Raw genomic sequence first — 19527 nt, forward strand, 5'->3', positions numbered from 1 at the left:
AACGGGCCCGCGGCGGGCCGGAATCTCACACTCCATCGCGGTTTTCCGTGCACGTAATGCACGCAACGGTGAATGACGTCACACCCGGATGCATAGTCGCCGGGACTCCCAGCGAGTCGGAGCCGCACTTCCGAGGAGCCCGACGTGTCCACGCAGACAGCGCAGTCCAAGAGACGAGACCGCACCCACTACCTGTACATCGCCGTGATCGGCGCCGTGCTGGCGGGCATCGTGCTCGGCTTCGCCGCACCCGGCGTGGCCAAGGAACTCAAACCGCTCGGCACCGGCTTCGTCGACCTCATCAAGATGATGATCTCGCCGGTGATCTTCTGCACCATCGTGCTGGGCATCGGCTCGGTGCGGAAGGCCGCCAAGGTCGGCGCGGTGGGCGGTCTGGCGCTCGGCTACTTCATGGTGATGTCCACCGTGGCCCTCGCCATCGGCCTGGTCGTCGGCAACGTGCTGGACCCCGGTTCCGGACTCCAGCTCACCGAGGAGGCCCGCAGCGCCGGCGCGGCGCAGGCCGAGGGCGCGAGCGAGAGCACGGTCGACTTCCTCCTGGGCATCATCCCCACCACCTTGGTCTCCGCCTTCACCGAGGGCGAGGTGCTCCAGACCCTCCTGGTGGCCCTGCTGGTGGGCTTCGCCCTCCAGGCGATGGGGGCGGCCGGCGAACCGGTGCTGCGCGGCGTCGGCCACATCCAGCGGCTCGTCTTCCGCGTGCTGGCGATGATCATGTGGGTCGCCCCGGTCGGTGCCTTCGGCGCCATCGCGGCGGTGGTCGGCGAGACCGGCGTGGACGCGCTGACCTCCCTGGCCGTCATCATGGTCGGCTTCTACGTCACCTGCCTGCTGTTCGTCTTCGTCGTGCTGGGCACGCTGCTGCGACTGGTGGCGGGGCTGAACATCCTCGCCCTGCTGAAGTACCTGGGCCGGGAGTTCCTGCTGATCCTGTCCACCTCCTCCTCCGAGTCGGCGCTTCCGCGCCTGATCGCGAAGATGGAGCACCTGGGGGTGAGCAAGCCGGTCGTCGGCATCACCGTGCCCACCGGCTACTCCTTCAACCTCGACGGCACCGCGATCTACCTGACGATGGCCTCGCTGTTCGTGGCCGAGGCGATGGGCGACCCGCTCTCGGTGGGGCAGCAGATCTCCCTGCTCGTCTTCATGATCATCGCCTCCAAGGGCGCGGCGGGCGTCACCGGCGCCGGCCTGGCCACCCTGGCCGGCGGCCTCCAGTCCCACCGGCCGGAGCTGGTGGACGGCGTCGGCCTGATCGTCGGCATCGACCGCTTCATGAGCGAGGCCCGCGCGCTGACGAACTTCGCCGGCAACGCGGTCGCCACGGTACTGGTCGGCACCTGGACCAAGGAGATCGACAAGGACCGGGTGCGCGAGGTGCTGGCCGGACGCGCCCCGTTCGACGAGCGGACCCTCGTCGACGACGGAGCCCACGGGGCCGACGGCACCCCCGAGCGGGACACCGGAACCACGCGGGAATCCGGCACCACCACCGGAGAACCCGCCGCCAAGGAGCCCGCGGGCGTCTGATCCCCCCGTCTCCGCCCCGGGCACACCGTGCGGCCCCGGTCCGGTCCCCCCACCGGATCGGGGCCGCACGGCCTTTTCCGCACCTCTCGGCGTTCCTCGGCGTTCCCCGGCGGATTCCGGGGTTCCGGTGTCCCGCTCCGACCGCCCCGGGCCGCCTCAGGCCGGGACGAGCCAGATCGTCGCCAGCGGCGGCAGCGTCGGGGCGATGTGGGCCGGGCGGCCGTGGGCGGGCACGGGTTCGCTCCCCAACGGCTCGGGATTGCCCACCCCGCTCCCCCCGTACCGCGCCGCGTCGGTGTTGAGGACCTCACGCCACGCCGACACCTCGTCGGGAACGCCGATCCGGTAGCCGTGACGGACGACGGGGGAGAAGTTGGAGACGGCGACCAGGGGACTGCCATCGGCGGCGTACCGCAGGAACGCCAGGACGTTGTCGTCCGCCGCGCCCCCCTCGATCCAGGAGAAGCCCGCCGGCTCGGTGTCCCGCTCCCACAGCGCGGGCGTGGCGGCGTAGAGGTGGTTGAGGTCGCGGACCAGGTCGCGCACCCCCCGGTGGTCGCCCGCCGCGGAGTACGCCGGGTCCAGCAGCCACCAGTCCGGGCCGTGCGCCTCCGACCACTCCGCGCCCTGCGCGAACTCCTGACCCATGAACAGCAACTGCTTGCCCGGGTGGGACCACATGAAGCCCAGGTAGGCCCGGTGGTTGGCGCGCTGCTGCCACCAGTCGCCCGGCATCTTCGACACCAGCGACCGTTTGCCGTGCACCACCTCGTCGTGGGAGATCGGCAGGACGTAGTTCTCCGAGTAGGCGTACACCATGGAGAACGTCATCTCGTTGTGGTGGTACTTGCGGTGCACCGGCTCCTTGACCATGTACTCCAGGGAGTCGTGCATCCACCCCATGTTCCACTTGAAGCCGAAGCCCAGCCCGCCGAAGCCGCCCGGCCCGGTGTGGTGGGTGGCGCGGGTGACGCCGTCCCAGGCGGTGGACTCCTCGGCGACGGTGACCACGCCGGGGCAGCGGCGGTAGACGGTGGCGTTCGTCTCCTGGAGGAAGGCCACCGCGTCCAGGTTCTCCCGGCCGCCGTGGGGGTTGGGGGACCACTGGCCGGGCTCGCGCGAGTAGTCCAGGTAGAGCATCGAGGCGACGGCGTCCACCCGCAGGCCGTCGATGTGGAACTCCTCGCACCAGTAGACCGCGTTGGCGACCAGGAAGTTGCGGACCTCGGTGCGGCCGAAGTTGAACTCCAGCGTTCCCCAGTCCGGGTGTTCGGCGCGGGCCGGGTCGGCGTGCTCGTACAGCGCGGTGCCGTCGAAACGGGCCAGCGCCCAATCGTCCTTGGGGAAGTGCGCGGGCACCCAGTCCATCAGCACCCCGATGCCCTCCTGGTGGAGACGGTCGATCAGGTACCGGAAGTCGTCGGGCGTGCCCATCCGGGCGGTGGGCGCGTAGAAGCCGGTGACCTGGTAGCCCCAGGAGCCGCCGAAGGGGTGCTCGGCGACCGGCATCAGCTCCACGTGGGTGAAGCCCAGGTCCTTCACGTACGCCGGGAGCTGTTCGGCCAGGTCGCGGTAGGTCAGCCCGGGGCGCCAGGACGGCAGGTGCACCTCGTAGATCGACAGCGGCTCCCGGTGCGGGGCGTACCCGGCGCGGCGCGCCATCCACTCCCCGTCCCGCCACTGGTACGACGACTCCTCCACGACCGAGGCGGTCGCGGGCGGCACCTCGGTGCGGCGGGCCATCGGGTCGGCGCGCAGGGTGTGGGAGCCGTCGGGCCGGGTGATGTCGAACTTGTACAGCGTGCCCGGTCCGACATCGGGCAGGAACAGCTCCCACACACCGCTGCCGCCCAGCGAGCGCATCGGGAACGCCGTTCCGTCCCAGCGGGAGAAGTCCCCGGCGACCCGCACGCCCAGCGCGTTGGGCGCCCAGACGGTGAAGCGGGTGCCGGTCACCCCGTCGACGGTCATGGGGCGGGCGCCGAGCGCGCGCCACAGCTCCTCGTGGCGGCCCTCGCCGATCAGGTGCAGGTCCAGTTCGCCCAGGGCGGGCAGGAAGCGGTACGGGTCCTCGGTCTCGATCTCGTCCGTCCCCGGCTCCGGGCCGTAACGCACCAGCAGCCGATAGGGCGGGATCGCGGCTTTCTCGGCCAGGGGCCACAGGCCCGAGAACAGTCCGTCGCCGTCGTCGTGCAGCTCCGCCCGCACCCCGGCGACCAGGACGGTGACGGCCCGGGCGTACGGGCGCAGCGCCCGGAACAGCACCCCGCCGGCCGTGCGGTGCGCGCCGAGCACGGCGTGCGGATCGTGGTGGGAGCCGTGGAGGAGCCGCTGTCGCTCACCGGGGTCCAACGGGGGAGCGGTCCGCATCCCGTGTCCGGGCTCGCCCACCGCGTCGCGGCCGTCGCCGCGGCGCGGGGCGGGCGGACGGGTGTCGGGCCGGTTGGGGGCGTGGTCCTTGACCGGTTCGTCCTGCGGAACGGCGGAAGCCTTGGCCACGGCCTTCCGTACGGGGGCCTGGGCCGCCACCGCCTTCCGGGCGGTCTTCCGCGCCGTGGTCTTCCGCGCGGTCCGTTTCGCGGCCGTCGTCGTCTCCGCCGGCTTCTCGGCGGCGGCCTCCCCGGCGGCCGGTGCCGCCTTCGCCGTCCCGGCCGTCCCGGCCGGTTTGGCGCTCTTCACCGTCCTGGCGGTCTTGGCGGTCTTGGCGGTCTTGGCGGTCTTGGCGGTCTTCTTGGTGGTGGTTTTCCCGGTCGCGGTCTTCTTGCCGGCCGTGGCCTTCCTCACGCTCTGCGCCGCCGCCTCCGCGGCCCCCTCCGCCACCCCGGCCGGGGTGGCGGAACCCCCGCCCCGGGCACCGGTGCGATCGGAACGGGACGGGGTGTCGGGAAGCGGTCGGTTGTCGGGACTGTCGGGACGGGGGGTCACGGGAAGGGCCTCCTGGAGGACGAGTCGTTCAGGTGTCCGCGAGCCGTTGGATGGCGGACATGGGGATGGCGAGCCAGGCGGGGCGGTGCCTGGCCTCGTACAGGACCTCGTAGACGGCCTTGTCCGTCTCGTACGCGCGCAGCAGGACGGCCTCGTCGCGCGGGTCGGCGCCGGAGGCGTCGGCGTAGCCGGAGCAGTAGGCGTCACGATTCTTCTCGGCCCACTCGCGGGCCCACCCGGCCTCCCGGGCGGAGCCCCGGGCGTGCTGGCACGCCGCGTAGTCGAAGGACCGCAGTATGCCCGCGATGTCCCGCACCACCGGCTGGGGGCGACGGCGTTCGGCGATGGGGCGGGCCGGCTCGCCCTCGAAGTCGATGATCGACCACCGGTCGGTGTCGCCCGCGCACAGCGCCTGGCCCAGGTGGAGATCGCCGTGGATGCGCTGGGCGGACCAGGCGCGTCCGCTGCGCCCCAGGTCGGCCACCGCGTTGAAGACCGTGTGGAGCCGCCCCCGGTACGGGCGCAGCGCCGGCACGGCGGCGGCCGCGGCCTCCAGGCGCTCGTTCATGCCGGAGGCGATGAACTCCAGTTGACGTCGGCGCAGCGCCGTCACCGGCAGCGCCTGGGCCAGCGTGGTGTGCACCTCGGCGATGGCCTGGCCCAGCGCCCGCGCCGGACCGGTGAAGTCGCCGTGGGAGGCCAGCGAGCGCAGCGCGAGCTGCCAGCCGTCGGCGGTGCCCGGCAGGAAGGGCTGCAGCACCCCCAGCGTCATCGGCTCGTCGCCTTCGCCCCCGCCCTCGGCGCCTTTGCCGGGGCGCGCCTCGAACCAGGCGGCCGGTGCCGGCACCCGGCCCGAACCTGCCCGCGCCAGCGCCAGGGGCAGCTCCAGATCCGGATTGACGCCGGGACTCACACGGCGGAACAGCTTGAGGATGAAGCGGTCGCCGTAGACCACCGAGGAGTTGGACTGCTCCACGCTCAGCGGTCGGGGCGGCAACCCCCGCGGAATGGTGGTGCCGCGCTCGCGCTGGAAGGACAACGGGCCCATCCGTCCCGGAGAGCACAGCCGCTCCAGCAGCACGGCGGCCAGCCGCGGATCGTGGAGCGCCTCGTACACCGTGCGGCCGCGCAGCGGGCCGTCGGCGGGGTGCCCGATGAGGGAGCCGGCCAGCGGGGGCGGGAGGGCCGGCCGGACGCCGAGCAGCAGTTGGTAGCAGTCGGCGGGCACCGGATGGGTCTGTTCGGGCCCCCCGGGCTGTCGGGCGCGGACGAGCAGGTGCAGCAGACCGGGCGCGGCACCCTCGGCGCACGGCAACAGCTCGGTCGCGGCGACCAGGGCGAAACCGCTGACGGGCCGCCCCTTCCCGGCGAACCAGCGTTGCCGCGGGAGCCATTCGGTGAGCAGTGGCGTGAGCGAACGCAGCAGCGCCGCGCCCTCCGACTCGCGCGTGGCGACGGCGGCGCGCGGCGAGGAGCTGTCCGACATGGCGTCCTTTCCCCGGGCACACGAAAGGTACGGCAGAGTGTCCCGGATTGCGGCTGTGGCTGTCCGGCGGTGCGGGACGTGTCGGGGAGTACCCACCGAGCGGGCTAGCGAACTCGTACGAGTGGTGCGATGGGTGGTGATGGCAAGGCTGCCCACGGCGGCCCGGGCCGACACCCGTGGTGCGGTGTCTCCCGGGCCGCCGTGTCCGTCGGGCCCCCGTCAGGGCTGCTTCCGCAGCCGGAACCAGTAGAAGCCGTGGCCGGCGAGCGTCAGCAGGTACGGCAGTTCACCGATGGAGGGGAACCGCACCCCGCCGATCAGCTCCACCGGATGGCGTCCGCTGAAGGCGTTCAGGTCCAGCTCGGTGGGTTGGGGGAAGCGCGAGAAGTTGTGCACGCACAGCACGAGGTCGTCCCCGTACTCCCGCAGGAAGGCGAGCACCGCCGGGTTGGACGACGGCAGCTCGGTGTAGGAGCCCAGCCCGAAGGCGGGGTTCTGCTTGCGGATCTCGATCATGCGGCGCGTCCAGTGCAGCAGTGACGAGGGGCTGCTCATCGCCGCCTCGACGTTGGTGACCTGGTAGCCGTGGACCGGATCCATGATCGTGGGCAGGAAGAGCCGGCCCGGGTCGCAGGAGGAGAAGCCCGCGTTGCGGTCCGGTGTCCACTGCATGGGCGTGCGCACCGCGTCCCGGTCGCCCAGCCAGATGTTGTCGCCCATGCCGATCTCGTCGCCGTAGTACAGGATCGGCGAGCCGGGCAGGGACAGCAGCAGGGCGGTGAACAGCTCGATCTGGTTGCGGTCGTTGTCCAACAGCGGGGCGAGCCGCCGCCGGATGCCGATGTTGGCGCGCATCCGCGGATCCTTGGCGTACTCCGCGTACATGTAGTCGCGCTCCTCGTCGGTGACCATCTCCAGGGTCAGCTCGTCGTGGTTGCGCAGGAAGATGCCCCACTGGCAGCCCGAGGGGATGGCCGGGGTCTTGGCCAGCACCTCGGAGACGGGGTAGCGCGACTCGCGGCGCACCGCCATGAAGATCCGCGGCATGACGGGGAAGTGGAACGCCATGTGGCACTCGTCGCCGCCCTTGGAGTAGTCGCCGAAGTAGTCGACGACGTCCTCCGGCCACTGGTTGGCCTCGGCCAACAGCACGGTGTCGGGGTAGTGGGCGTCGATCTCGGCGCGGACCCGCTTGAGGAAGGCGTGGGTGGCCGGCAGGTTCTCGCAGTTGGTGCCCTCCTGCGCGTACAGGTAGGGGACCGCGTCCAGCCGGAACCCGTCGATGCCCAGGTCCAGCCAGAACCTCAGGGCCGAGATCATCTCCTCCTGCACGCGCGGGTTCTCGTAGTTGAGGTCCGGTTGGTGGGAGAAGAAGCGGTGCCAGTAGTACTGCTTGCGCACCGGGTCGAACGTCCAGTTGGACACCTCGGTGTCGACGAAGATGATGCGGGCGTCCGCGTACTGCTTGTCGTCGTCGGCCCAGACGTAGTAGTCGCCGTAGGGGCCGTCGGGGTCGCGGCGGGACTCCTGGAACCAGGGGTGCTGGTCGCTGGTGTGGTTCATGACCATGTCGATGATGACCCGCATGCCGCGTTGGTGGGCGGCGTCCACGAACTCCACGAAGTCGGCGAGGTCGCCGAACTCCGGCAGGACGGAGGTGTAGTCGGCGACGTCGTAGCCGCCGTCCCGCAGCGGGGACTTGAAGAACGGCGGGAGCCAGAGGCAGTCCACGCCCAGCCACTGGAGGTAGTCGAGCCGGGCGGTGAGGCCCTTCAGATCGCCGATGCCGTCGCCGTTGCTGTCCTGGAAGGACCGGACCAGCACTTCATAGAAGACGGCCCTTTTGAACCAATCGGGATCGCGGTCCTTGGCGGGCGTGTCCTCGAACGTGTCGATGACGGGTTCATTGACGGTCATGGTTGGGTGACCCTCCGGTCGGTGAGGACGGTCGCAGGGAGAGGATGTGCGCGGGTGCCGCGGCACGGCCCGGTTCCAGGCGCACATAGTTGTCCCTGCCCCAGTGATAGGTCTCGCCGGTGAGCTCGTCGCGCACCGGGAAAAGCTCGGCGCCACTGGCCTGCGCGGGTGTGAGACCGAGTTCCGTCAGGTTCAACGAGACCGTGGCCTCGTGGGTGTGGTGGGGGTCGAGGTTGACCACCGTGAGAACCGTGTCGGCGTACGGGTGTGCGCAGTGCTTGGAGTAGACGATGATCGACGGGTTGTCGCTGTGGTGGAAGCGCAGGTTGCGCAGTTCCTGGAGCGCCGGATGGCGTCGGCGCAGCCGGTTCAGCTCGGTGATCAGCGGTGCGATGGTGGCGCCCGTCCGTTCGGCGGCCGCCCAGTCGCGCGGGCGCAGTTGGTACTTCTCCGAATCCAGGTACTCCTCGCTGCCGGGCCGCACGGGCGTGTTCTCGCACAGCTCGTAGCCCGCGTAGACGCCCCAGGTGGGGGAGAGGGTGGCGGCGAGCACGGCCCGGACCTCGAACGCGTGGCGTCCCCCGTGCTGGAGGTAGGCGTGGAGGATGTCGGGCGTGTTCACGAAGAAGTTCGGCCGCATGTACGAGGCGGCGTCTCCGCTCAGTTCGGTCAGGTAGTCGGTCAGTTCCTCCTTTCCGTTGCGCCAGGTGAAATAGGTGTAGGACTGCTGGAAACCGATCTTGGCGAGGGTGTGCATCATCGCGGGCCGGGTGAACGCCTCGGCCAGGAAGAGCACGTCGGGATCGGTCCGGTTGATCTCGCCGATCACCTTCTCCCAGAAGACCACCGGCTTGGTGTGCGGATTGTCCACGCGGAAGATCCGCACCCCGTGCCCCATCCACAACCGCAGGACGCGGACGGTCTCCTCGACGATGCCGCCCATGTCCGCGTCGAACGCGATGGGGTAGATGTCCTGGTACTTCTTGGGCGGATTCTCGGCGTGGGCGATGGATCCGTCGGCGCGGTGGTGGAACCACTCCGGATGTTCCTTGACCCACGGGTGGTCCGGGGAGCACTGGAGGGCGAAGTCGAGGGCGACCTCCAGTCGCAGTTCGCGGGCGCCGGCCACGAAGCGGTCGAAGTCCTCGAAGGTGCCCAGGTCCGGGTGGATCGCGTCGTGGCCGCCCGCGGCCGAACCGATCGCCCAGGGGCTGCCGACGTCGTGGGGGCCCGCGGTGAGGGAGTTGTTGGGCCCCTTGCGGAACGATTCGCCGATGGGGTGGATCGGCGGCAGGTAGACCACGTCGAAGCCCATCGCGGCGATCGCGGGCAGCCGCTGCGCGGCGGTGCGCAGGGTGCCAGAGACGGGCGGTCGGCCCTCCTCGACCACCGCGCCCTCCGAGCGCGGGAAGAACTCGTACCACGAACCGAACAGCGCCCTCCTCCGCTCCACCAGCAGGGGCAGCGGACGCGTGGCGGTGACCGGCTCGCGCAGCGGGTGGCGCTCCAGTACGGCCGTCACCTCGGGGGTCAGGGCGGCGGCCAGCCGCGCCGCGATCGGACGCGAGGTGTCGCGCAGGGCGTCCACCGCATCCAGGACCGTCGCGCGCCCGTCGTTCCCGGGCACGCCGGTGGCGGCCCGCTCGTGGAGGTCCGCCCCCTCGACGAGGGTCAGCTCGGCGTCGATCCCCGCCGGGACCTTGATCCTCGCGTGGTGCCGCCAGGTGGTGATCGGATCGCCCCAGGCCTCGACGGCGTAGGTCCAACGGCCCTCGGAGTCGGGGGTGACGTCGGCGCCCCAGCGGTCGGTGCCGGGGGCCAACTCGCGCATCGGCGTCCACGGACCGGGCCGGCCGGCGGGATCGCGCAGCACCACGTTGGCGCCGACCGCGTCGTGACCTTCGCGGAAGACGGTGGCCGACACCCGGAAGGTCTCGCCGGTGACGGCCTTGGCCGGGCGGCGCCCGCAGTCGACGAGCGGATGGACGTCCAGTACGGGAATGCGACCGATCATTGGCTCACCTGTTGGCGTTACGGACGGTTTTGTTCTTTCTATCTGTTCCACGGACGGTTGACGGGCGGGGCGCATGGCGGCTCCTGTCCGCTTCACTCGGGTGGCGTGACGGTTGTGTTCCGGAGTGCCCCGAAAGGGCCGTGGGAAAGAAACTGCCCACCCGGGGCCGACGGGCAATCCGGTGCAACGTGAACTACTCGTAAGCAAACGTGCCCAACGGGACCGTTTCCACCGCCGGATCGGAGTTCGGTTGTTTCCCCGCTGTTCGACGGGTGAAATGGCACGGAGTGCCGTAAACACGTTCCCGCGGTGCCGAATATCTCTCCGGGGGCGTTTCCGGTCGGGTCGCCGTTTCCGCGCCCCGGATGCCGCCCCCGTGTGCCGTCGTACGCCGGAAGGCCGGACGGCCCCCGGCGCGCGGAGGCCGCTCCGGCGCACGGGGTGCGCGGCGTGTGCGACGTTCGCGACGCGGAGTGCGGGCGAATGGGGGCGATCACGGCGAGGATCGCGGAATTCGGACGAAAAGGGTGGTGGGGCCGTTACCGTCGAAGGGTGAAGGCCATTCGTCGATTCTCCGTACGTCCCGTCCTTCCGGAGCCCCTACGACCGCTCGGCGACCTGGCGCACAACCTGCGCTGGTCCTGGCACTCCGAGACCAGAGAACTCTTCCGGGCCGTCGACCCCGACGGCCCGCGGGTGTCCGACGGCGACCCGATGAGGGTGTTGGGCACCGTCTCCGCCCGGCGGCTGGAGGAGCTGGCCGAGGACGGCGACTTCCTGCGGCGACTCGCCGACGTCGCCGACGACCTGCACGCCCATCTGACCGAACCCCGCTGGTACCAGCGGATCGAGGGCGAACCGCCCGCCGCGGTCGCCTACTTCTCGCCCGAGTTCGGCATCACCGCCGCCCTGCCGCAGTACTCCGGCGGACTCGGTGTCCTCGCCGGCGACCACCTCAAGGCCGCCGCCGACCTCGGCGTCCCGCTGATCGGCGTGGGCCTGCTGTACCGGCACGGATACTTCCGGCAGAGCCTGTCACGGGACGGCTGGCAACTGGAGCACTACCCCGTCCTGGACCCCAACGAGATGCCGCTGGAGCTGCTGCGCGAGGACGGCGGCGCCCCCGTCCGCGTGGAGCTGCGGCTGCCCGGCGGGCGACTGCTGCGCGCCCACGTCTGGCAGGCGCGGGTCGGCCGTGTGCCGCTGCTGCTGCTGGACTCCCACGTGGAGGAGAACGCCCCGCGCGAACGCGACGTCACCGACCGGCTCTACGGCGGTGGCAGCGAGCACCGGTTGCTCCAGGAGATGCTGCTGGGCATCGGCGGAGTGCGGGCGCTGCGCGCGTACTGCCGCGTCACCGGTCACCCCGAACCGGAGGTCTTCCACACCAACGAGGGGCACGCCGGCTTCCTCGGCCTGGAACGCGTCCGTGAACTGGGCGAGCGGGGCGTCTCCTTCGACACCGCGGTGGAGACCGTCCGCGCCGGGACGGTGTTCACCACCCACACCCCCGTGCCCGCCGGGATCGACCGCTTCGACCGGGCGTTGGTGGCACGGCACTTCGACGAAGACGGCGAACTGCCCGGCGTGGACGTGGACCGGGTGCTGGAACTGGGCGCCGAGACCTACCCCGGCGGTGACGACGGGGTGTTCAACATGGCCGTGATGGGGCTGCGCCTGGCGCAGCGCGCCAACGGCGTCTCCACGCTGCACGGCTCGGTCAGCCGCGAGATGTTCGCCGGGCTGTGGCCCGGTTTCGACGTCGCCGAGGTGCCCATCACCTCCATCACCAACGGCGTCCACGCCCCCACCTGGACCGCCGACGAGGTGCGGGAGATGCGGCCCGACGCCGGTGACGCCGAACTGTGGGAGCTGCGCCGAACCCTGCGCGAACGACTGGTGCGGGAGGTGCGGCGACGGCTGTACGACTCCTGGCGGCAGCGCGGCGCCTCATCCGCCGAACTCGGCTGGATCGATGGCGTCCTGGATCCGGACGTGCTCACCATCGGCTTCGCCCGGCGCGTCCCCTCCTACAAGCGGCTGACCCTGATGCTGCGCGACCGTGAACGGCTGACGGAACTGCTGCTGCACCCCACCAGGCCCGTCCAGCTCGTCGTCGCCGGCAAGGCGCATCCGGCCGACGACGGCGGCAAGCGGCTGATCCAGGAGCTGGTGCGGTTCGCCGACGACCCGCGGGTGCGGCACCGGATCGTCTTCCTGCCCGACTACGGCATGGCCATGGCGCGGACGCTCTACAGCGGCTGTGACGTCTGGCTCAACAACCCGCTGCGGCCGCTGGAGGCGTGCGGCACCTCCGGGATGAAGGCGGCGCTCAACGGCTGTCTCAACCTCTCGGTCCCGGACGGTTGGTGGGACGAGTGGTACGAGCCGGACTTCGGATGGGCCATCCCCACCGCCGACGGAGGCGGGCCCGCCGCCGAGGAGAGCCCCGAGGACCGCGAGCGGCGTGACGACATGGAGGCCGCGGCGCTCTACGAACTGCTCCACGAGCACGTCGCGCCGTGCTTCTACGACCGCGGGGTGGGGTCTCCCACGCCGGAGGCCGGGGTGGGGTTCCCCATGCCGGAGGCCGGGGTGGGGTTCCCCATGCCGGAGGCCAGGGGAGGATCGGGACTGCCGGAGCGGTGGATCGAGATGGTCCGCCAGACCCTGGGGCGGCTCGGACCCAAGGTGCCGGCCGACCGGATGGTGCGCGAGTACGTCGAGCGGCTCTACATCCCGGCCGCCCACGCCCACCGGGCGATGGACGTGCGGACGGCGGAGCGGCTGGCCGGTTGGAAGGCGCGGGTGCGCGCGGCCTGGCCGGGGGTGGCGATCGGCCACGTGGAGTCGGTGTGCGAGTCGGTCCGCCTGGGCGGTTCGCTGTCGCTGCGGGTGCGGGTGACCCTCGGGGACCTGGAGCCGAGGGACGTGGAGGTGCAGGTGGTCGCCGGACGGGTGGACGCGTCGGACTCCATCACCGGCGAGGACGCCCTCCGGGTGCCGCTCAAGCCGTCCGACGGCCCCGAGGAGGACGGGAGCTGGCTGTACGAGGGGCCGCTGGCGCTGGATCGCACCGGCCCCTTCGGCTACACCGTCCGGGTGCTGCCCTCGCACCCGCTGCTGGCGGGTCCGGCCGAGATGGGACTGGTGGCCGTGCCGTCGGACGACCTGGCGGCCAGGGAGGCCGCGGGGGTGCTGATGCGCTGATCGGCCGGATGGGACCGGCCCGTCCGGCCGGTGCCGCGCCCTGTCCCCACGCTCCTCCCGCCGCGCCCTTCCCGCCCCTTCACCGACGCCCGTCCCCTCCGGCACCGTGCGGTACCGGAGGGGACGGGCGGGTGGGGAGGTCGGACGGGGCCGGCCTCAGAAGGTCAGCTTCCAGCTGTCGATGTGGCCGGAGTCGGAGCGGTAGACGTCCTGGACGCGGAGCTTCCAGGTGCCGCGCGCCGTCTCGGAGGAGGCGTCGACGGTGTAGCTCTCCCGCACGTCGTCGCCCGAGTCCCAGCCGGAGTTCTTCAACCGGTAGGTGCTGCCGTCGGGGGCGACCAGGTCGATGCGCAGGTCACCGCGGTAGGTGTGGACGATCTCCACGTCCACCCTCAGGTCGCCGGGCGCGTTGCCGGGGCGGTCCACCTCGATGGGGGACTCCACCGTGCCCGGGTCGGGGATGCGGTGGTCGTCGGTGTTCTGGTAGACGCCCTCGCCGGGGTCGCCCGGGTCGCCGCCGTCGGGCCGGGAGCCGACGTTGACCGCCGCCCAGGCGTGGGCGACCGCGTCGTACTGGGGGCTGCCGTTGCCGAACAGGTCGGCGGCGGCCGTGAGGGTGGCGGTGCGGGCTCCCGCGTAGTTGGTGGTCGAGGTCATCTTCTCGGTGAGCGCCTTGAACCAGATCTTCGCGGCCGCGTCGATGCCGATGCCGGTGACGGGCTTGCCGTCGTAGGTCGGCGAGTCGTAGCTCACGCCGTTGATCGTCTTGGCGCCGCTGCCCTCGCTGAGCAGGTAGAAGAAGTGGTTGGCCGGGCCCGAGGAGTGGTGGACGTCGATGCTGCCGATGCCGGAGTACCAGTGGTCCTTGGAGCTGCCGTCCCTGCTCGGCTTGTCCATGTAGCGCAGCGGGGTGCCGTTGCCGCGGATGTCGATCTTCTCCCCGACGAGGTAGTCGCCCACGTCCGCGCCGTTCTTCGCCGCGAACTCCACGGCGGCCGCGAAGATGTCGGAGGTCGCCTCGTTCAGGCCGCCGGACTCGCCGCGGTAGATCAGGCCCGCGGTGTTGGAGGTGAGGCCGTGGGTCATCTCGTGGGCCGCGACGTCGATCGAGGTGAGCGGCTTGGAGTTGCCCGAGCCGTCGCCGTAGGTCATGCAGAAGCAGGAGTCGGTCCAGAAGGCGTTGACGTAGGCGTTGCCGTAGTGGACCCGGGAGTACGGGGCGACGCCGTCACCGCGGATGCCGTTCCGTCCGTGCGTGTTCTTGTAGTAGTCCCAGGTCAGGGCCGCGCCGTAGTGGGCGTCCACGCCGGCGGTCTGACGGTCGCTCGGCAGGCCGTTGCCCCAGTGGTCGTCGGCGTCGGTGAAGAGCGTGCCGGTGCCGGAGGTGCCGCCGTTCAGGTCGTGGGTGCGGTGGTTGCCGCGACCGGCGTCGGCCATCGTGTACCGGCCACCGGAGGAGCTGGTGCCGATGGTGACGCGCCCGGCGTACATGCTCTCGCCGGTGCCGGTGTGCACGCCCTCCCACTCGGCGAGCTTCTCGCCGGTGCCGGCGTCGGTGACGACGTGCAGTTCGCTGGGGGTGCCGTCCTCCTGGGTGCCGGCGACGACCCGCTCCCAGGCCAGGGTGGGATCGCCGTCGGCGGCCCAGATCACCTTGCGGGGCGCGGTGCTGCCCTCGGCGGGGGCCTTGGCAGGCTTCCGCGCGGCCGGCGCGTCGGTGGAGGGCACGGTGATCTTCTTCGGAGTGGCCTTGACGACCTCCCGGATCCCACCGTCCGCGGCCTCCTCGACGACCAGGTCGCCGCCGAGCACGGGCAGGCCGTCGTAGGTGCGTTCGTAGCGGGTGTGGACGGTGCCGTCGGCGTTCCTGACGACGTCGCGGACCATGAGCCTCTCCTTGGCGCCCAGCTTCAGCGCCCTGGCGGTGGCGGCGCTGTCGGCCTCCGCGTCCTTCAGGAGGTCGGCCCGTTGGGCGGGGGAGAGTTCGACGGAGAGGGCACCGGGGTCGGGCTTGGCCTGGTGGGGGGCGGCCGTGGAGGTCTGCGTCTGGAGGCCGACGGCCAGAAGTGCCGAGACGGCGACGAGGGTGCCGGCGGCGGTGGCACGTCTGCGGGGGGTGGGTCTGCTTGTCACGCTGGGCTCCTCACTGGACAGCGATGCAGAGGGGGCCCCGGGTGTGGGGGTCGGCCGAGGGACGGGCGGGGCGGGTGGGGGAGACGGCCGTGTCGGGGCGTGGAGAGAGTGACACCGAAACGACCCTCCTGTCAGGGTCAGGTCAAGAAAATGGCCAGAACCTGTCCGTTGTCAGAAAATCGATGTTCGGTCAGCGAACATCGGGGAAACACACGGGACACCGAAGCGACACACGACCGTGCCGGGACGGGGGGGGCGGGACGGGGACGGGACCGTCCCGGACGACCGGTCCGCCGGGGCGGTGCCCGGCGAACCGGCCCGTCAGACCAGGCTGTCGCGCCAGGCGCGGTGCAGATCGGCGAAGCGGCCGCTGCCCGCCGTCAGCTCGGCGGGCGGACCGTCCTCGACCACGCGTCCCGCCTCCATGACCAGGACCCGGTCGGCGATCTCCACCGTCGACAGCCGATGCGCGATCACCACCGCGGTCCGGCCGCGCAGGACCGTCTCCATGGCCTGTTGGACCGCGCGTTCCCCGGGCACGTCCAGCGAACTGGTCGCCTCGTCGAGGATGAGCACGGCGGGGTCGGCGAGCAGGGCGCGGGCGAAGGCGACCAACTGGCGCTGTCCGGCGGAGATCCGACCGCCGCGCTTGCGCACGTCGGTGTCGTACCCCTCGGGAAGGGCGGCGATGAAGTCGTGGGCGCCGATCGCCCTCGCCGCCCGCTCGATCTCCTCCCGTGAGGCGTCCGGACGGCCGATGGCGATGTTCTCCGCGACCGTGCCGGAGAACAGGAACGCCTCCTGGGTCACCATCACCACCCCGCGACGCAGCTCGGGCATCGCCAACTCCCGCAGATCGGTGCCGTCCAACAGCACCCGACCGGCGGTGGGGTCGTAGAACCGGGCGAGCAGCTTGGCGAGCGTGGACTTGCCCGCGCCCGTCGAACCCACCACCGCGACCGTCTGGCCGGCCGGGATCTCCAGGTCGAAGCGGGGCAGCACCTCGCCACCGGTGCGGTAGGCGAAGCTCACCCCCTCGAAGACCACCGAGCGGCCGGGCATCGAGCCGGACCGCTTTGGCAGCCGCCGGGGGCGGTCCGGCTCGGGCACACCGGGCGCCTGGGCGAGCAGTCCGGCGATCTTCTCCAACGAGGCGGCCGCGGACTGGTAGGAGTTGAGGAACATCCCCAGCCGGTCGATCGGGTCGTACAGCCGCCGCAGATACAGCGCCGCCGCGGCCAGCACGCCCAACTCCAGGGAGCCGGTCGCCACCCGGTGGGCCCCCCACAGCACGATCGCGGCGACGGCGGTGTTGGCCACCAGCCGGGAGGAGACCACGTACCGGGCCATCTCCAAGATGGCGTCGCCGTTGAACCTCAGATGCCGCTCGTTGAGCCGGGCGAAGGTCCGCTCGCCCTCCTCCTCGCGGCGGAACGCCTGCACCGGGCGGATGCCGTTCATCGTCTCCGCGAACTTCACGATCATCGCCGCGGTGGCGGTGGACTTCCTGCGGTGGACGCGCAGCGAGCGGCGCCGGAAGTTCCGCACGATCAGGTACAGCGGAACGAAGGAGAGCACGGCAGCGCCGCCCAGGCCGAGGTCCAACCAGACCAGCAGCACGCAGATGTAGACCACCGACAGCACCACGCCCAGCAGCTCCTGGAGGCCCTCGTCCAGCAGCTCGCGCAGCGCCTCGACGTCGGTGGTGGCGCGGGAGATCAGTCGGCCGGAGGTGTAGCGGTCGTGGAAGTCCACGCTGAGGGCCTGCGCATGGCGGTGGATCCGGCCGCGCAACTCCAGCAGGACGCTCTGGCTGATCCGGGCGGCGGCCCGGACGAAGGCGAACTGGAGGGAACCGCCGGCCAGCGCGCACAGCGCGTACCCCACCGCGACGGCGAGCAGCGGTCCGCCGTCCCCGCCGCGCAGGGCCGGCACGGCCCGGTCGATGGCGTACGCCACCAGCAGCGGACCGGCCTGCACGGCACCCTGCTGGGCGAGCAGCAGGGCGGCGGCGACCGAGACCCGTGCCCGGTGGGGGCGGAGCAGCGAGCCGAGCAGCCGGCGCGAGGCGTTCCGCGGCGCGGGCAGCACATCGCGGTCGAAGGGGTCGGTCGGCCCGCCCGGGCCCGTCCCCTCCGGGGCGTCCGTCCCCGCCGAGCCGTCGGGCCCGGACCGTCCGGCCTCCTCGTTCCCCGGGGGCGGTCCGGTGACGGTGGTGGTCATCGTTCCTCCTGGTGCGGCTCACCGGACATCAGACGGCGGTACTCGGCGCTGGAACGCAGCAGTTCCCGGTGGGTGCCCACGGCGGCGATCCGGCCGCCGGACAGCAGCGCCACCCGGTCGGCCAGCAGCACGGTGGAGGGCCGGTGCGCCACCACCAGCGCGGTGGTGCCGGCCAGCACCTCGCGCAGGGCCGCCTCCACCAGGGCCTCGGTGTGGACGTCCAGCGCGGAGAGCGGATCGTCCAGGACGAGGAAGCGGGGACGGCCGACCACGGCACGGGCCAGGGCCAGACGCTGCCGTTGGCCGCCGGACAGGCTCAGCCCCTGCTCGCCGACCTGGGTCTCCACCCCCTGCGGCAGCGCGTCGACGAACTCCCGGGCCTGGGCCACCCGCAGGGCGCGCGCCAGCTCCTCCCGCCCGGCGCCCTCCGCTCCCATCAGCACGTTCTCCCGCACCGTGGCGGAGAACAGCGTGGGTTCCTCGAAGGCGACGGCGACCAGCGAGCGCAGCTTCGCGCGCGGCATCGCCGCGGTGTCCCGCCCGTCGAGGGTGATCCGGCCGGAGGTCACCTCGTGGAGTCGGGGGATCAGCGCGGTGAGCGTGGTCTTGCCGCTTCCGGTGGCGCCGACCAGCGCCAACGTCTCGCCGGAACGGATGTGCAGGTCCACGCCGTCCAGCACGGGCGGGACGTGGGGCGGCGCGTCGGGGAAGCGGAAGACGACCCGCTCCATGCGCAGCCCGTCGCCAACGGCCGGGGCGCCCGGGGCGGGGGCCCCACGCGCGGGCGAGGCGGAGGGGGCCTTGGACGGGAGGCCCGACGGGGGCGGGGCCTCGGTGAGGGTGTCCGGCGGAACCGGCTCGTCCATCACCTCGAAGTAGCGGTCGGCCGCCGTCGCCGCCTCGTTGCTCATCGCGAGCAGGAAACCGATCGACTCCACCGGCCAGCGCAGGGCCAGGGCCGTGGTGAGGAAGGCGACCAGGGTGCCCGCCGACAGCTCCCCGTCGGCCACCTGGACCGTCCCCCAGACCAGCGCGGCGCCGATGGCCAGCTCCGGCAGCACCGTCACCACGGCCCAGATGCCCGCCAACAGCCGGGCCTTGTGCAGTTCGGTGTCCAACAGCCGCTCGGAGAGTTCCCGGAAGGCGCGGGCCTGGCTGCGGTGCCGGCCGAACCCCTTGATGATCCGGATGCCGAGCACGGCCTCCTCGACGACCGTCGTCAGGTCGCCGACCTGATCCTGCGCCCGGCGGGCGGCCAGCGAGTACCGCGCCTCGAAGACCGAGCAGAGCAACACCAGCGGCAGCACCGGCGCCAGCAGCACCAGACCCAGCGTCCACTCCTGGGAGAGCAGGACGGCGAAACCGACGATCACGGTGGTGCCGTTGACGACCAGGAAGGTGAGGGGGAAGGCCAGGAAGATGCGGAGCAGGTTGAGGTCCGCCGTGGCGCGCGACAGCAGTTGGCCGCTCGCCCAGCGGTCGTGGAAGGCGACCGGCAACCGCTGGAGCCGCGAGAACAGGGCGGCGCGCATCGCCGCCTCCACCCCGGCCAGCGGGCGGGCCACCAGCCACCGCCGCAACCCGAACAGGGCCGCCTCCAGCACGCCGACGGCCAGCAGCAGCCCGCCGCCCAGCCACACCCCGCCGGTGTCGCGGTCGGCGATGGGACCGTCCACGATCCACTTCAGCACCAGGGGGATGACCAACCCCAGACAGGAGGCGGCCACCGCCACGAACGCCGCGGTGAACAGCCGTGCCCGCACCGGCCGCACGTAGGGCCACAGCCGGAGCAACGAGCGGACGGGGGAGCGCTCCCGGTCCGGGCCGGCGTCGACGGACGGACCGGCGGCGGGGGCGGACGCGGTGGGCGGAGCCGGCTCCGGTGGACGTGGTCGGTCGGGGTGAGGGGGATGGGTGGCGGTGGCAGACATCAGCAGTGAGACTACGGTTCACCACTGACGGACCACACTCGGTTTTCCGCCGTAGGCCCGAGGACGGACACGGACGGAGGACCCCGAGGGCCCTCGCCCGCCGTCGCGCCGGCTCTGCCCGGCGGTGGAGCCGGCCC

9 protein-coding genes are annotated in these 19527 nt (G+C 71.9%); 2 read left to right on the forward strand and 7 right to left on the reverse strand.

All coding sequences use genetic code 11. The features are described from left to right. Window positions 1-144 precede the first annotated feature (144 nt). On the forward strand, window positions 145-1551 hold the full coding sequence (locus F0L17_RS18620; protein WP_162466389.1) for a cation:dicarboxylate symporter family transporter: 1407 nt from the start codon (window positions 145-147) through the stop codon (window positions 1549-1551). 156 nt (window positions 1552-1707) lie between these two features. On the opposite strand, the gene glgB is transcribed toward F0L17_RS18620, so the two are convergent. From glgB to F0L17_RS18640, 4 genes are all read right to left on the reverse strand, one after another. After that, complete coding sequence (gene glgB, locus F0L17_RS18625) at window positions 1708-3921, reverse strand: 1,4-alpha-glucan branching enzyme (protein WP_155073841.1); 2214 nt, start codon at window positions 3919-3921, stop codon at window positions 1708-1710. A 583-nt stretch (window positions 3922-4504) separates the two neighbouring features. Continuing rightward, window positions 4505-5962 carry a maltokinase N-terminal cap-like domain-containing protein gene (locus F0L17_RS18630; protein ID WP_155071962.1) on the reverse strand — a complete coding sequence of 486 codons (1458 nt, stop codon included), beginning with the start codon at window positions 5960-5962 and terminating at the stop codon, window positions 4505-4507. A 219-nt stretch (window positions 5963-6181) separates the two neighbouring features. Beyond that, window positions 6182-7879 (reverse strand): maltose alpha-D-glucosyltransferase, encoded by a 1698-nt coding sequence (gene treS / locus F0L17_RS18635; RefSeq protein WP_155071963.1) that lies wholly within the window; start codon window positions 7877-7879, stop codon window positions 6182-6184. Beyond that, complete coding sequence (locus F0L17_RS18640) at window positions 7866-9893, reverse strand: alpha-1,4-glucan--maltose-1-phosphate maltosyltransferase (RefSeq protein ID WP_202917893.1); 2028 nt, start codon at window positions 9891-9893, stop codon at window positions 7866-7868. The genes treS and F0L17_RS18640 overlap by 14 nt, the downstream gene beginning before the upstream one ends. A 552-nt stretch (window positions 9894-10445) precedes the next feature. Between F0L17_RS18640 and glgP the strand changes: the two genes are divergently transcribed. Then, window positions 10446-13103, forward strand: coding sequence for an alpha-glucan family phosphorylase (gene glgP, locus F0L17_RS18645; RefSeq protein ID WP_162466391.1), 2658 nt, complete (start codon window positions 10446-10448; stop codon window positions 13101-13103). 156 nt (window positions 13104-13259) lie between these two features. Here the strand turns inward: glgP and F0L17_RS18650 are convergent, their stop codons facing one another. From F0L17_RS18650 to F0L17_RS18660, 3 genes are all read right to left on the reverse strand, one after another. Further along, a complete protein-coding gene (locus F0L17_RS18650) occupies window positions 13260-15257 on the reverse strand; it encodes a M4 family metallopeptidase (RefSeq protein ID WP_155071966.1) in 1998 nt (665 codons plus the stop codon). Between the two features lie 300 nt (window positions 15258-15557). Further along, window positions 15558-17459 carry an ABC transporter ATP-binding protein gene (locus tag F0L17_RS18655; protein WP_155071967.1) on the reverse strand — a complete coding sequence of 634 codons (1902 nt, stop codon included), beginning with the start codon at window positions 17457-17459 and terminating at the stop codon, window positions 15558-15560. Further along, window positions 17456-19390: an ABC transporter ATP-binding protein gene (locus F0L17_RS18660; RefSeq protein WP_155071968.1), complete on the reverse strand. Its 1935-nt coding sequence runs from the start codon at window positions 19388-19390 to the stop codon at window positions 17456-17458. Before F0L17_RS18660 ends, F0L17_RS18655 begins: the two co-directional genes overlap by 4 nt. Between the last annotated feature and the right edge of the window lie 137 nt (window positions 19391-19527).

This window comes from Streptomyces taklimakanensis, assembly GCF_009709575.1.
Lineage (GTDB): Bacteria > Actinomycetota > Actinomycetes > Streptomycetales > Streptomycetaceae > Streptomyces > Streptomyces taklimakanensis.

Coding starts and splice junctions, on each gene's coding strand:
- F0L17_RS18630 (WP_155071962.1), bottom strand. CDS start 5,962: ATGTCGGACAGCTCCTCGCCGCGCGCCGCCGTCGCCACGCGCGAGTCG.
- treS (WP_155071963.1), bottom strand. CDS start 7,879: ATGACCGTCAATGAACCCGTCATCGACACGTTCGAGGACACGCCCGCC.
- F0L17_RS18640 (WP_202917893.1), bottom strand. CDS start 9,893: ATGATCGGTCGCATTCCCGTACTGGACGTCCATCCGCTCGTCGACTGC.
- glgB (WP_155073841.1), bottom strand. CDS start 3,921: ATGCGGACCGCTCCCCCGTTGGACCCCGGTGAGCGACAGCGGCTCCTC.
- F0L17_RS18660 (WP_155071968.1), bottom strand. CDS start 19,390: ATGTCTGCCACCGCCACCCATCCCCCTCACCCCGACCGACCACGTCCA.
- F0L17_RS18655 (WP_155071967.1), bottom strand. CDS start 17,459: ATGACCACCACCGTCACCGGACCGCCCCCGGGGAACGAGGAGGCCGGA.